The organism is Enterobacter pseudoroggenkampii (assembly GCF_026420145.1).
Lineage (GTDB): Bacteria > Pseudomonadota > Gammaproteobacteria > Enterobacterales > Enterobacteriaceae > Enterobacter > Enterobacter pseudoroggenkampii.
The window spans coordinates 1,497,632-1,510,459 of sequence record NZ_JAPMLV010000001.1; the positions used below are offsets into that span (position 1 = coordinate 1,497,632).

Annotated in this window: 14 protein-coding genes; 10 read left to right on the forward strand and 4 right to left on the reverse strand. The window is 52.9% G+C overall.

What is annotated here, in order from left to right; genetic code table 11:
- Nucleotides 1-68 precede the first annotated feature (68 nt).
- Both OTG14_RS07315 and OTG14_RS07320 read left to right on the forward strand, forming a co-directional pair.
- Nucleotides 69-1,520 (forward strand): tagaturonate reductase, encoded by a 1,452-nt coding sequence (locus OTG14_RS07315; RefSeq protein WP_267214822.1) that lies wholly within the window; start codon nt 69-71, stop codon nt 1,518-1,520.
- Nucleotides 1,521-1,719: 199 nt separating this feature from the next.
- Nucleotides 1,720-2,634, forward strand: a complete 915-nt coding sequence (locus tag OTG14_RS07320) for a bestrophin family protein (RefSeq protein WP_048991640.1) — start codon at nt 1,720-1,722, stop codon at nt 2,632-2,634.
- Here the strand turns inward: OTG14_RS07320 and OTG14_RS07325 are convergent.
- Nucleotides 2,622-3,170 (reverse strand): GNAT family N-acetyltransferase, encoded by a 549-nt coding sequence (locus OTG14_RS07325; protein ID WP_048991639.1) that lies wholly within the window; start codon nt 3,168-3,170, stop codon nt 2,622-2,624. The genes OTG14_RS07320 and OTG14_RS07325 overlap by 13 nt on opposite strands.
- Before the next feature lie 134 nt (nt 3,171-3,304).
- Between OTG14_RS07325 and OTG14_RS07330 the strand changes: the two genes are divergently transcribed.
- From OTG14_RS07330 to OTG14_RS07360, 7 genes are all read left to right on the forward strand, one after another.
- Complete coding sequence (locus OTG14_RS07330; RefSeq protein ID WP_267214823.1) at nt 3,305-3,892, forward strand: hypothetical protein; 588 nt, start codon at nt 3,305-3,307, stop codon at nt 3,890-3,892.
- Nucleotides 3,893-3,903: 11 nt separating this feature from the next.
- Nucleotides 3,904-4,374, forward strand: coding sequence for a GNAT family N-acetyltransferase (locus OTG14_RS07335; RefSeq protein ID WP_148769176.1), 471 nt, complete (start codon nt 3,904-3,906; stop codon nt 4,372-4,374).
- Between the two features lie 12 nt (nt 4,375-4,386).
- Nucleotides 4,387-4,827 carry a GNAT family N-acetyltransferase gene (locus tag OTG14_RS07340; protein WP_267214824.1) on the forward strand — a complete coding sequence of 147 codons (441 nt, stop codon included), beginning with the start codon at nt 4,387-4,389 and terminating at the stop codon, nt 4,825-4,827.
- A gap of 145 nt (nt 4,828-4,972) precedes the next feature.
- Nucleotides 4,973-5,968: an alpha/beta fold hydrolase gene (locus OTG14_RS07345; protein ID WP_048991635.1), complete on the forward strand. Its 996-nt coding sequence runs from the start codon at nt 4,973-4,975 to the stop codon at nt 5,966-5,968.
- A 44-nt stretch (nt 5,969-6,012) separates the two neighbouring features.
- Complete coding sequence (locus OTG14_RS07350) at nt 6,013-6,753, forward strand: response regulator (RefSeq protein ID WP_267215200.1); 741 nt, start codon at nt 6,013-6,015, stop codon at nt 6,751-6,753.
- A complete protein-coding gene (locus tag OTG14_RS07355; protein ID WP_267214825.1) occupies nt 6,750-8,048 on the forward strand; it encodes an ATP-binding protein in 1,299 nt (432 codons plus the stop codon). The genes OTG14_RS07350 and OTG14_RS07355 overlap by 4 nt, the downstream gene beginning before the upstream one ends.
- 134 nt (nt 8,049-8,182) lie before the next feature.
- Complete coding sequence (locus OTG14_RS07360; RefSeq protein ID WP_267214826.1) at nt 8,183-9,373, forward strand: cytochrome c biogenesis protein/redoxin; 1,191 nt, start codon at nt 8,183-8,185, stop codon at nt 9,371-9,373.
- 5 nt (nt 9,374-9,378) lie between these two features.
- Here OTG14_RS07360 and tam read toward each other — a convergent pair whose 3' ends face one another.
- The gene (gene tam, locus OTG14_RS07365) at nt 9,379-10,137 is read right to left on the reverse strand and encodes a trans-aconitate 2-methyltransferase (protein WP_267215201.1); all 759 of its coding nucleotides are present in this window, start codon (nt 10,135-10,137) and stop codon (nt 9,379-9,381) included.
- Nucleotides 10,138-10,577: 440 nt separating this feature from the next.
- Here tam and OTG14_RS07370 point away from each other — a divergent pair, with 440 nt between their 5' ends.
- The gene (locus tag OTG14_RS07370; protein WP_048991632.1) at nt 10,578-11,216 is read left to right on the forward strand and encodes an acyl-homoserine-lactone synthase; all 639 of its coding nucleotides are present in this window, start codon (nt 10,578-10,580) and stop codon (nt 11,214-11,216) included.
- Nucleotides 11,217-11,230: 14 nt separating this feature from the next.
- Here the strand turns inward: OTG14_RS07370 and OTG14_RS07375 are convergent, their stop codons facing one another.
- Both OTG14_RS07375 and OTG14_RS07380 read right to left on the reverse strand, forming a co-directional pair.
- The gene (locus OTG14_RS07375; protein ID WP_024908481.1) at nt 11,231-11,923 is read right to left on the reverse strand and encodes a helix-turn-helix transcriptional regulator; all 693 of its coding nucleotides are present in this window, start codon (nt 11,921-11,923) and stop codon (nt 11,231-11,233) included.
- A gap of 305 nt (nt 11,924-12,228) precedes the next feature.
- On the reverse strand, nt 12,229-12,813 hold the full coding sequence (locus tag OTG14_RS07380) for an NUDIX hydrolase (protein ID WP_024908482.1): 585 nt from the start codon (nt 12,811-12,813) through the stop codon (nt 12,229-12,231).
- Nucleotides 12,814-12,828: the final 15 nt, after the last annotated feature.

A 12,828-nucleotide genomic window follows, 5' to 3' on the forward strand; every position in this document is an offset into this window, starting at 1 on the left:
TTAAGTTTTGATAAGTTATCGTACCAATATTATCAGGCTGTATGACTAATCATAAAAGGAACCCCCTTGTGAACACGCTCAACCGTCGTGATTTTCCCGGTGCTCAATACCCAGAACGCATCATTCAGTTTGGTGAAGGCAATTTCCTGCGTGCGTTCGTCGACTGGCAAATTGACCTGTTAAATGAACATACCGATCTTAATGCCGGTGTGGTTATCGTCCGTCCTATTCAGAGTGACTTCCCGCCGTCGCTGAGCACTCAGGATGGTTTGTATACCACTATCATTCGCGGCCTGAACGAGCAGGGTGAAGCGGTGAGTGAGAGCCGTCTTATCCGCTCGGTTAACCGTGAAATCAGCGTCTACGCCGACTATGACGCCTTTCTGAAACTGGCACACAACCCGGATATGCGCTTTGTTTTCTCGAACACCACCGAAGCGGGTATTAGCTACCACGCGGGTGACAGATTCGACGATGCCCCTGCTGCGAGCTACCCGGCAAAGCTGACGCGACTGCTGTTTGAGCGCTTTAACCATTTCAACGGTGCAACGGATAAAGGCTGGATCATCATTCCGTGCGAACTGATTGACTACAACGGTGATGCACAGCGTGAACTCGTCCTGCGCTATGCCCAGGAGTGGGCGCTGCCTGCGGCCTTTATCCGGTGGCTAAACGACGCAAACAGCTTCTGCTCGACGCTGGTTGACCGTATCGTGACCGGTTACCCGCGCGACGAAGCGGCTGTACTTGAAGCTGAGCTGGGTTATCACGATGGGTTCCTTGACACGGCTGAACATTTCTATCTGTTCGTTATCCAGGGGCCGGCATCCCTTGCTCAGGAACTCCGTCTGGATAAGTACCCGTTAAATGTACTGATTGTCGACGACATCAGGCCCTACAAAGAACGCAAGGTTGCCATTCTGAACGGGGCGCATACGGCGCTGGTGCCGGTCGCCTTCCAGGCCGGGCTGGATACGGTGGGCGAGGCGATGAATGATGCGGAGATCTGCGCGTTCGTCGAAAAAGCAATTTATCAGGAGATCATTCCGGTCCTCGATTTGCCGCGTAACGAGCTGGAATCTTTCGCCAGTGCGGTAACAGGGCGTTTTCGCAATCCCTATATCCGACACCAGTTGCTTTCCATTGCGCTCAACGGCATGACCAAATACCGCACCCGCATCCTGCCACAGCTACTGGCAGGGCAGAAGGCAACAGGGCAATTACCGGCACGTCTGACGTTTGCCTTAGCCGCGTTAATCGCGTTCTACCGCGCAGAGCGTAACGGGGAGAGCTATCCGGTGCAGGATGATGCATGCTGGCTGGAACGTTATCAGCAGCTCTGGGCGCAGCACCGCGATCGGCAGTTGAGCACCCGTGAGCTGGTGCAGTCGGTGCTCAGCGCACGCGAACACTGGGAACAGGACTTGACGCAGGTAAGCGGTCTTGTCGACCAGGTCACGCTGGACCTTGATGCCATTCTGCTGAAGGGAATGCGCGCTGCGGTTAAACCGCTTTGCTAACGTTCACCCGGCTGCGGCCGGGTTTAAACATACTTCATTTTAGTTACAACATACTATGTGCTTTGTTTTTAAAAAACACATGCAGCACTGTGCAAATTTCGCTAATCAGGGGAGAAAATGCAATGTCCCGTTAACAAACTTGCAACGGTGACGGGGATCACGTTTAATAGCCTCGCTCTTTTCTTTCCTGAAACTCACTATGATCGTTCGTCCTAAACAGCACTGGCTACAACTGATTTTTGTCTGGCACGGTTCGGTACTGCCTAAGATCTATACCCGACTGCTGCTCAACTTCCTGCTTTCTATTGCCGTTATCCTGATGCTGCCGTGGTATACCTCACTGGGCATCAAATTTACCGTGGCGCCATTCAGCATACTCGGCGTGGCGATCGCAATCTTTCTCGGTTTCAGAAACAACGCCTGTTATTCACGCTACGTTGAGGCTCGCCTGCTCTGGGGGCAGTTGATGATAGCGGCGCGCTCGCTGTTTCGCGAGGTAAAAAACACCTTGCCTGACGATAAGCATCTGGGCGAATTTGTCCGTCTGCAGATTGCTTTTGCTAACTGCCTGCGCATGACCCTGCGCCGGGAGCTGAACGCCGAGCAACTCTCTCGCTATCTTGCTCCGGATGATTTACGTCAGGTGATGAAAGCCAACTCACCGGCGAATCGTATTTTACTGATCATGGGGGAGTGGCTGGCCGTACGGCGGCGTAACGGGCAACTCTCAGACATTCTGTTTCACAGCCTGAACAATCGTCTGAACGATATGTCCATCGTCCTGTCCGGCTGTGAACGCATTGCGACCACGCCGGTACCGTTTGCCTATACGCTGATTTTGCACCGCACGGTGTATCTGTTCTGCATCATGCTGCCGTTCGCGCTGGTCGTGGACCTGCACTACATGACGCCCTTTGTCTCAGCGCTGATCTCATACACCTTTATCTCGCTGGACACCCTGGCGGAAGAGCTGGAAGACCCGTTCGGCACTGAGAATAACGATCTGCCGCTGGACGCCATCTGCAACATGATGGAACGCGATCTGCTGCAGATGAACGATGAAGAGAACATTCCGGAAAGGCTGATGCCGGATAAGCACTATCAGCTCACCTGACGGGCGTTCCACTCGTCGCGGGTGATCTCCCACAGCTCGGAGTCCAGCATCCCGCTAACGTAGGCTTTCTTCTCCGTCCTGATAAGCCGCATGCCGCTACTGTCCGAAATACGCCGGGAGCGGCTGTTGGCAGCGGCTTTCGGGGCGCGTAATACAGGTTTGTTTAGCGTATTGAACCAGTAATCCGTCGCGGCAATGCTGGCCTCGCGCATGTATCCCTGGCCCTGAAACTCCGGCGCGAGCCAGAACCCGCGGTTGTTATCCTCGACGTCGTACAGGCAAATAATGCCCATCAATTCATCCGGCACCTCACGTCGTCGGATGCTCCAGAACCAGGCAATCCCTTTCGCCACATCCGGCAGCGCCACGTTATTGACATAGTTTTCCGCGCCGTTATCCGGGTAGGGCCAGGGCACGGAAGAGACCATATAGCGGACAATCTCCCAGCGCGGATAAAGCTTTTGTATCTGAGCCGCATCTTCGGCAACCAGCGGTTTTAGCAGTAAGCGTTCTGTCATGAGCGTCGGTATAGTCATCCGCAGATCTCCCTTTTTAGGCGTTATGCTTTTGTTTGCGTTCTGGTATTTTCATCTCTATCACATTTAGTTGAGGCGTGCTGGGTTCATTCCCTACCAGAAATGGGCATCATTTCTTTAATGGCGAAATTTTGATGAGCTTTTTGTCTCTTTTAACCGGACGGGTTTTCCAGGATCTCCTGCAGCATGGCAAAGAGATAGAGGAGGCTATTGCTCATCGTGATATCCATCTCTTGAATCATTCCACGCCCGAGCTGGAACGGTATTTTTCGCGTCCACTCAGCGAGCTTCCGCGTCAAAATCCTTATCCGGTAGCTATGCTGTTACCTCTGTTTTTAGTGGCGTTTGCGTTAAACCTTCTGCCTTTTCTCAGCACGTTGCAGGGTTTGTCACCTTTGCATCATGCATTGAGCTTTTTCTTACCATCATCGACGATGACAGGCGCGCTCATTGTGACAAGCGTACTCCTGGCACGTGGTAAGACGTCGGGATTGTCGGGCTTTATGGCGTTGTTCATCATCCTGCTGATAACGACCCTCGTTCAGGTTTTACATTTCCTGCTTTCGCATGACGGAGGTCTTTGGCCGCTGGTCATCGCATCATTCGCGCTATTACTTTGTCGGGTGGTGATGAACAGCAGCGGCTTTGTGCTGTTTACGCTCTATTGTCGTACTCAGCGTCTTGCCAGGTCGGCACGGGAAATGCGGCTAAAAAGCCGTTAAAGGAGGAGGTTATGACATTACGAAAAGCCAGGCCACAGGAAGCCGAAACGCTCTGGAATATTCGCAATCAGGCGATTCGTCACGGCTGTAAAACCAGTTACGACGCAGAGGTCATTGCGCGCTGGACGCCAGATCTCATGCCCGAACGCTTTCGGAAGATGATCATTGAATACCCTTTTTATGTGGTGGAAGATGAAAAGGGCGATGTTGCGGCAACCGGCTATCTCGATCTGGATACCCATTGCCTGGAGGCGATTTTCACCTTGCCTGCAGCCTCCGGAAAAGGCATGGCAACCCGGATTATTGAGGCGCTCAAACAGGAAGCCCGCAGCCGGGGGATAACCCGTCTGACGCTCGATGCGACGCCTAACGCCCAGTCGTTTTATCAGAAGCAGGGGTTTGTTACGCTGAGCGAAAGCTATCATCACTCGCGTATGGCGGGTGTCGATTTACGCTGTTTCGAAATGGCGATCAATTTGTAATGTGAGGAACACATGGCTGTCACGGTAAGACCTCTACGCGCAGACGACTATTCCCAATGGCGACCGCTGTGGGATGGTTACACCCATTTTTATGATTGCTACCTCGAGGAATCCGTCACCGCAGCGACGTGGGAAAGGGCGCTATCAGCGCATTCCCAGATGTTCTGCCGGGTGGTAGAGAAGGACGAAAAGGTCATCGGTTTCGCGATGTGCATTCTGCATGAAGGAACCTGGTCAACGGCTCCCGTCTGCTACCTGGAAGATCTGTTTGTTGATGCCGACGAACGCGGAGCGGGTGCAGGTAAGGCGCTTATTGATGCTCTGATTGAGGAAGGCAAGCGCGAAGGGTGGTCGAAACTGTACTGGGTCACCCGGGAGAACAACCCGGCGCGTAAACTCTATGACAAATATGGCGAAGCTGACGATTACGTCCGCTACCGACTCTCCCTTTAAGGCGACAACGCCTGTGTTTGTATCACACTGTATCAGCGTCCCGGATACATACACAGGCTTGCAATAAACCCGCTTTCGCACATATCCGCTATACATTGCAGTGTTGTTATATCCCCGTGAATTGTACTCAACCGGAGATACCAACATGTTTAGCAAACTCGCGTACTCAACTCTTGCACTGACCGTTTCACTTGGCACCGTGATGTCCTGTCAGGCCGAAGTCACCGGCACAAACGTCGCCGCAGCATTTGACCATCCCCAGCAAATCAATGCCGGCGATCTGAATGTCGGCTATGTCGACATTGGCCCGAAAGACGGTCAGCCGGTTATTTTACTGCACGGCTGGCCGTACGATATTCACAGCTATGCCGAGGTTGCACCCGCACTGGCGGCAAAAGGGTACCGGGTCATTGTGCCGTCTCTGCGCGGTTACGGCACCACGCGCTTCCTTTCAGCAAAAACGCCGCGCAACGGCCAGCCTTCGGCGATGGCGAAAGACATCGTCAACCTGATGGATGCCCTGAATATCCGGCAGGCGGTGTTTGCAGGATATGACTGGGGCGCCCGGACGGCGGATATCGTTGCGGCGCTGTGGCCCGAGCGCGTGAAGTCACTCGTTTCAGTGAGCGGGTATCTCATCAGCAGCCAGCAGATTGGCAAACAGCCGCTGCCGCCAAAAGCGGAGCAGCAGTGGTGGTATCAGTTCTATTTCTCTACCGCGCGCGGTGCTGAAGGCTATGCCAAAAACACGCATGACTTCGCCCGTTTAATCTGGTCTCAGGCCTCACCTGACTGGAAATTTAGCGATGCGGTCTTTAACGCCAGCGCCAAATCACTCGATAACCCGGACCACGTCGCGGTGACGCTCAGTAATTATCGCTGGCGTTTAGGGCTGGAAAAAGGCGAGCGCAAATACGACCGCTACGAGCAAAAACTGGCTACGCTGCCGAATATCACCGTACCAACGATCACCATCGAAGGCGGCAACAACGGCGCGCCGCATCCGGCACCGCAGGCCTATGCAGCTAAATTTACCGGCAAATATGAGCACCGCACCTTCGGCTCAACCGTGGGGCACAACCCGCCTCAGGAAGATCCGCAGGATTTCGTCAAGGCAGTTATCGACGCGGATAAGCTGTGAAATGTGCTATTTTCAGTACGTTACCCTTCGGTCTGGAGAGTTCGGTGGAACATATTGACCACATCCTTGTCGTCGATGACGACAGGGATATTCGTGAACTGATTGTCGATTATCTCGGTAAGTCTGGCTATCGCGCGACGGGCGCGGCCAACGGCAAAGAGATGCGTAGCGTACTGGATAAACAGCATATCGACCTGGTGGTGCTGGACGTCATGATGCCCGGCGATGACGGTCTCACGCTATGCCGGCAGCTACGCAGCGGCAAACACAAAGATCTGCCCATCCTGATGCTGACGGCGCGCAATGAGGAAACGGACAGGATCCTGGGCCTGGAGATGGGCGCGGATGACTACGTGGTGAAGCCGTTTGTCGCCCGTGAGCTTCTGGCACGCATTAAGGCGATTTTACGGCGTTTTCGCACGATGCCGCCCAATCTACAGGTGACAGAAGCAGGGCGGCTGGTGATGTTTGGTCAATGGCAGCTCGATACCGTCGCCCGCCACTTAATCGACCCGGAAGGGGTGATTGTGGCGCTCAGCGGGGCGGAGTATCGTCTGCTGCGCGTTTTCCTGGACCATCCGCAGCGCGTGCTGACCCGTGACCAATTGCTCAATCTGACGCAGGGGCGTGACGCCGAGATGTTTGAACGTTCTGTCGACCTGCTGGTTAGCCGGGTCCGTCAGCGCCTGAATGAAGATGCCCGCACGCCCGTCTATATCAAAACCGTGCGCAGCGAAGGCTATGTCTTTACGATGCCGGTGACCATCAAAGAGGTTAACGAATGACGCTCTGGCCACGCTCGCTGCTGGCCCGTTTGCTGATCGTCGTGCTGCCCGGTTTGCTGCTGGCTAACGCCCTGAGCCTGACGCTGGTCATGATTGAACGCATGCACAGCGCCCGCACGGTGATGCTCGGTAATCTGGAAAACGACGTCGCAACCAGCGTCGCCATTTTAGACCGCTTACCGGCCAGCGAACGCGCCGCCTGGCTGCCGCGGCTTGAACGGGGTAACTATCGCTATATTCTGGGCACAGGGGAACCCGGCGCAGCGCCGACGGATAAGCGTTCGCAGGATGCTATCCGAACCTTAAAAGCGACGCTCGCGGCACAATATCCTGTCAGCTTCACCGCCGTTCCCGGCGCCATTTCACATATCCAGGCGCATCTCACGTTACGCGATGGCTCGCCGCTGACCATTGACCTCATCCCGCGCATGCCCCCCGTCGCCAGCTGGTTACCCGTTGTGCTCATCCTGCAGCTGCTGCTCCTGGCGGCCTGCTCGTGGATCGCCGTGCGGCAGGTGGTTCGGCCTTTTTCACAATTTACCCGCGCGGTGGATTCACTTGATCCGGCGGCCAGCACGCCAATGACGGAGAAAGGGCCGCTGGAGCTGCAGCGCGCAGCCCATGCCTTCAACGCCATGCAGGCGCGCATTCAGTCTTATCTCAGGGAGCGCGCACAGATCCTGGCCTCTATTTCTCACGATCTCCAGACGCCCATTACCCGCATGAAGCTTCGTGTAGAAATGACGGAGCAGCCTGAACTGCGGGACAAGCTCTTAAACGACCTTGATAACATGTCGCGTCTGGTGCGGGAGGGTATTGCGTATGCCCGGTCATCAGAATCACTGGAAGAGACGTCGCTGAAGTTGGAATTGAACGCCTGGGTCAACAGCATCGCCAGCGATTATCAGGACATTGGTAAAAACGTGCAGTTTCAGGCAAACGAAGTCCGTTTGCCGATCGTCACGCGTCCGCAGGCGCTTCGTAGAGTAATGACTAATCTGCTGGATAATGCCCTGAAGTTCGGCGACTGTGCCGTCATTGCCATTGATGATTCGTCTGCCGAAGAGGTGGTGATTCACATTGTGGACGACGGACCGGGAATACCCGAAGCCGAGCTGGAGGCGGTTCTGCAACCATTTTATCGTGTTGAAACCTCGCGTAACCGCGATACCGGCGGGACAGGACTCGGCCTGGCGATTGCCGCGCAGCTGGCCGCACAGCTGGAAGGAAAACTCAAACTGGCGAACCGAGCCGGGGGGGGACTGGATGTCGCCATTACGCTACCGCGCCGTTAATTGTACCGCTCTGTATCTCCCGGCGTGGGGATACAGAGCCAGACAAAACCAGCGTTTTTACACATATCCTGAACATATCCGCACGATGAAATAGCCTCACTGCAGTGTCGCAGGACGTGTAATGTGAGGTCATTATGTTTCTGGTAATCGCTTTTCTGGGCGGGATGATAAGCCTGCTCAGCCCATGTACGCTCCCGGTTATTCCACTCCTGTTCGCCGGTTTCCAGGGGCAACGACGCCATATTCTGGCCCTGCTCGCCGGGATGGTCGTGATGTTCACCCTGGTGGCGATGGTCATCACCGTCGCCAGCGAGTGGATAACAGCGGCAACCATTGTTGGGCGCTGGATCGCCATCGTCATTCTGGCCACCGCCGCGCTGGCCTTAATTTTCCCGTCTTTCGCCCAGCGTATCGCGGGACCGGCCGTCAGCGCGGGAAATGTTCTCAACACCCGAAGCGGGCAAACGCGCGGAATGACATCGGCTTTTCTGGCCGGGCTTGCGGTCGGGCTACTCTGGTCTCCCTGCGCGGGCCCCATCCTGGGCGCTATTTTCAGCATTAATATCGCGGGCCACTCGGCCATCGCCACGGGCGCACTGCTCGCTGCCTATGGCAGCGGATGCGCGCTGATGCTGGGCCTGCTCGTTATCGGCAGCCGCACGCTGATGACACCGTTAAGGGCAAAGTCTGCGCTGATGGCGAAGCTCCGTCAGGGGGCAGGAGTTGCAATGTTAGCGGCAGTCGTCCTGAACGCGACGGGGATGACCTCGCTGCTGAAAGGGGCTAACGGCGTCGCAGACCGTCTTGAGACCGCGCTCTTAAATCTGGCAAAACCCCCAACCGCGCCGGTGAAGCTCCAGCCGGTGGCGATCGCTGAGCCCAGCAGCCAGCTGCCTTCGTTAAGCGGTGGAACAGGGTGGATTAACGGTGACCCTGTCACGTCTGAAGCATTACGAGGGAAGGTTGTTCTGATTGATTTCTGGACGTGGGATTGCGTTAACTGCCAGCACACGCTCCCGCATGTGCGAGACTGGGCCACGAAGTATCAGTCGCAGGGCCTGGTGGTGATTGGGGTTCACACCCCAGAATACCCCTGGGAAAAACCGCTTTCGTCGGTACAAAAGGCAGTAACGAAATGGCAGTTGCCGTATCGGGTTGTGACGGATAACAACTATCAAATCTGGAATGCGTTCGGCAACCAGTACTGGCCAGCGCATTACTACTTTGATGCCAAAGGGCAGCTGCGCTATACCGCCTTTGGCGAGGGTGATTATGCGCAGCAGGAAAAGGTTATCCAGCAGTTGCTCAAAGAAGCCCGCCTATAATCGGATCAGGGCTGGCGTTGAGCCACGATAAACAACCGAGGAAAAGCCAGTAGTATCTGCCCGTTTTCCTGGAGCGGATACTGCTCTTCCAGCAGTTCATGGTAGCGTTTCAGGAAACGTTTCTGCTCGCTCTCGTTCAGTTCCTGGAGCCAGGGGCGCAGGCCGGTGGCGCTTACCCAGTCAATAATGGCCTGATGAGAGCTCATTTTGTGATAATAGGTCGTTCGCCAGATATCCACGTCACAGCCAGCCTCCGACAGAATATCGTAATAAGCATGTATACCCGGCAGAGGTTCGCGGCCACGGTCCGGGTAGTCTTGCTCCAGCGCCACTTCACGCATCGCCACATGGGTGGGTTCCAGCCAGTTATCGGGCATCTGGATCGCCAGCACGCCATTTAACTTAAGCAGGGAGACAAGATGAGGCAGGAGATCGTAATGGTCCGGAACCCATTGCAGCGACGCGTTAGCATAAATCAGGCTCAGCGGCTGGCCAGGGTTGTACTGACGGATATCGGCCTCAACAAAGTGGCAGTCAGGTAAGGCAGCGCGTGCTTCCCCGAGCATGGCAGGGGAGTTATCGACCCCGGTGATGTGCGCAGAAGGCCAGCGATGCTTTAACAGCGCCGTGCTGTTACCTGGACCGCAGCCCAGATCGGCGATAGTAGCGGCTTCATCAAGAGGAATTCTGGCGAGCAACTCGGCTGCTGGACGCGTTCTTTCTGCGCCAAATTGCAGGTAAAGAGAAGGGTTCCAGTCGGCCATCATCAATTCTCCGTCTTACATGATTCAGCAAGAATAGCACAGGCAGATGCCTGTAAAGCGGTACCGACGATGGTTTTGGGCAGATGAAGTCAGCAGATTCTGTAAAATGAAGGGGAAGGTGGGAAAAATAAGCAATCGGAAATATTACCCCTTAAAAGATTAAGGGGCAATGTTTTTATTGTAATTACTTTATGATTATTGTTTTTTATTATTTTATCGGCAAAGTGCTTCTTATGCTCTGTACCCGAAACTTTAAATATTAGATAATCATCGATGGGTATATCCCTGGTGTTTCGTAGGTCTTTGACCTCCTGACCGCTTAGTTTTGCGAGAACTTCGTGGTCAGGTACTTTTTAAGTATAGGGAATATGCGGCACAATGAAAGCTGTCCTAAAAGACAGGTGATGATAGTTTCAGGTGTTATTATCAGGAACAAGAGCATGATTTCTGTCATTGAATTTTTTTTACACGACTACGATGATTTACCTCCAGCACTAGCGCACGAACTCTACCGACTCAGAAGAAAAACCTTTCGGGACCGACTCGACTGGAAAGTGGAATGCGTCGAAGGGATGGAAAAGGATCAATTTGATTCCCATAACACGACATACTTACTGGGTATGTATGATGGACAGCTGTTATGCGGCGCGCGATTTATTAACTCAACGCAGCCGACAATGATAAGCGAAATCTTTCATAATTATTTCGATAATCCCATTGTTTTTCCAGCCGATGTTCCCTGCTGTGAAGTGAGTCGTTTATTTTTAGATAAAGAAACACGAGACTCTGCAAGTTTGCAGGGCGTGCCCGCCAGTAAAGCATTGTTTCTTGCAATGAATATTTATTGCATAAAGAATAAATACCACGGAATGTACGCAGTAGCCAGTCGCGGTATGTATGCCATATTTCGCCATGCGAACTGGAAAGTTGAAGTTATTCAGCGCGGTGTTTCTGAAAAAGGGGAGGTTATTTACTATATTTATATGCCTGCCAGCACCCGCGTTATTGAAGATATTATTAGTAAAGACAAATCCAGCCACTGGCTTCGCGAAATGCTCGGGCATTTACGCTATCTATAACCAGTGTCTGAGGGTCAGTCGTCCAGTAACCGGAGTTCTGTTCCAAGCTTTATTGCATGTCTGGCATTATTCACACCGAGTTTTTTCATTATATTGCCCATATGGAATTTAACGGTGCGTTCAGCAATAGATAAAATAACAGAAATTTCTGCATAGGTTTTTCCGGCGCTGACCCATTTGAGGATTTGTCGCTCACGTGGCGACAAGAACACATTCTTTTTCTGCTGATGCTGACTATACAGATTGAGTGTCTTCTGATGTAACTGAACAAGGAAGCGTAGAAATTGCGGCCGATATTTCTCTATGTCAATACCAGAATGCTTAGGACTGATGACGGATAAGACAACAAGATTATTCAGATAGTCATGTAGAGGAAAAGTCTGCCCCTGGTATATATCATACTGAACGCTTTCGTCGAAAATGCGTGTCAGGTTATAACCATCCGACAGGACGACATCGCTTTCCCAGAAAAAGTCTTCAACACAGCGCAAAGCCCGAATAATGACAGGGTCAATGAACTGATATTTTCTTTCAAGGTAGATATTAAACCACTCAGGACTGTTATTGAGTATCCTCATCTGTGAAGGATCTTTCTTGTTCATAATAGCGTAGGCAAAGACGATCCCTTTGAAGTCCTCAAAAAACGCGTCCAGCTCACTCTGAATTAGCGTATTGATCGTTATGTCGTTGTAATATGTATCCTTCACGTGAGTTGCTGCCTCCTGTTCGAGTGGAGGAGCAAGTATAATATGCTTCGTTATCTGTAGCGAGTCGCATTTTAATCCAATCAACAGATAAGACAGGCTACCTCTGCAGGCAGCCTTGTGAACGTTTGGCATTTTTGAATGGTAAATGCAGATGACTCAGGGAAATGTTTATGATTTTATCGAATTTCGAAATCGTTCACTAAATATAGTAGGCTGCAAAATTTAGGAGGTTTCCCGCATTCCATCCGCGTAACGGACAAGCGCACCAACTCATGCGCCTTCAAATCAGGATTCAAACCAGTAGGTTAAAGAATACCTTTAAGGGCCACATGATAAAGCAGCATGATGGTTTTCCCGTCGACGATTTTTCCCGTCTCAATGCCGCGTAATGCCTCTTCAAGCGTCATTTCCAGCACGTCGATATCTTCTCCTTCCGCCTTGATCCCACCGCCAGCGCCGGTTCTGTCTCTCGGCTGGTACTCGGCAAGGTAAAAATAGAGCTTTTCCGTAACGGAGCCCGGGCTCATATAGGCTTCGAAAATTTTCTGCACGCGTGAAACGTGAAATCCGGTCTCTTCTTCCGCTTCTGCTTTGATGCGGCTCTCGGGATCCATGTTGTCCAGCAACCCTGCAGCGGCTTCAATGAGATTGTCCTCATGGCCGTTGATAAAGACGGGGAAGCGGAACTGGCGAGTCAGGATCACCGTCTTTTTATCACGGTTGTAGAGCAAAATCGTCGCGCCGTTGCCACGGTCATAGACTTCCCGCTGCTGCCGCTGCCATTCGCCATCACGTCGCTGCAGGTCGAAGGTATATTTTTTAAGGACGTACCAGTTATCTGACAGTGTTTCACTGTTAATGATGCGCACATCTGCACGTTTCGATTGCACGTTTGTTCCTCCTTA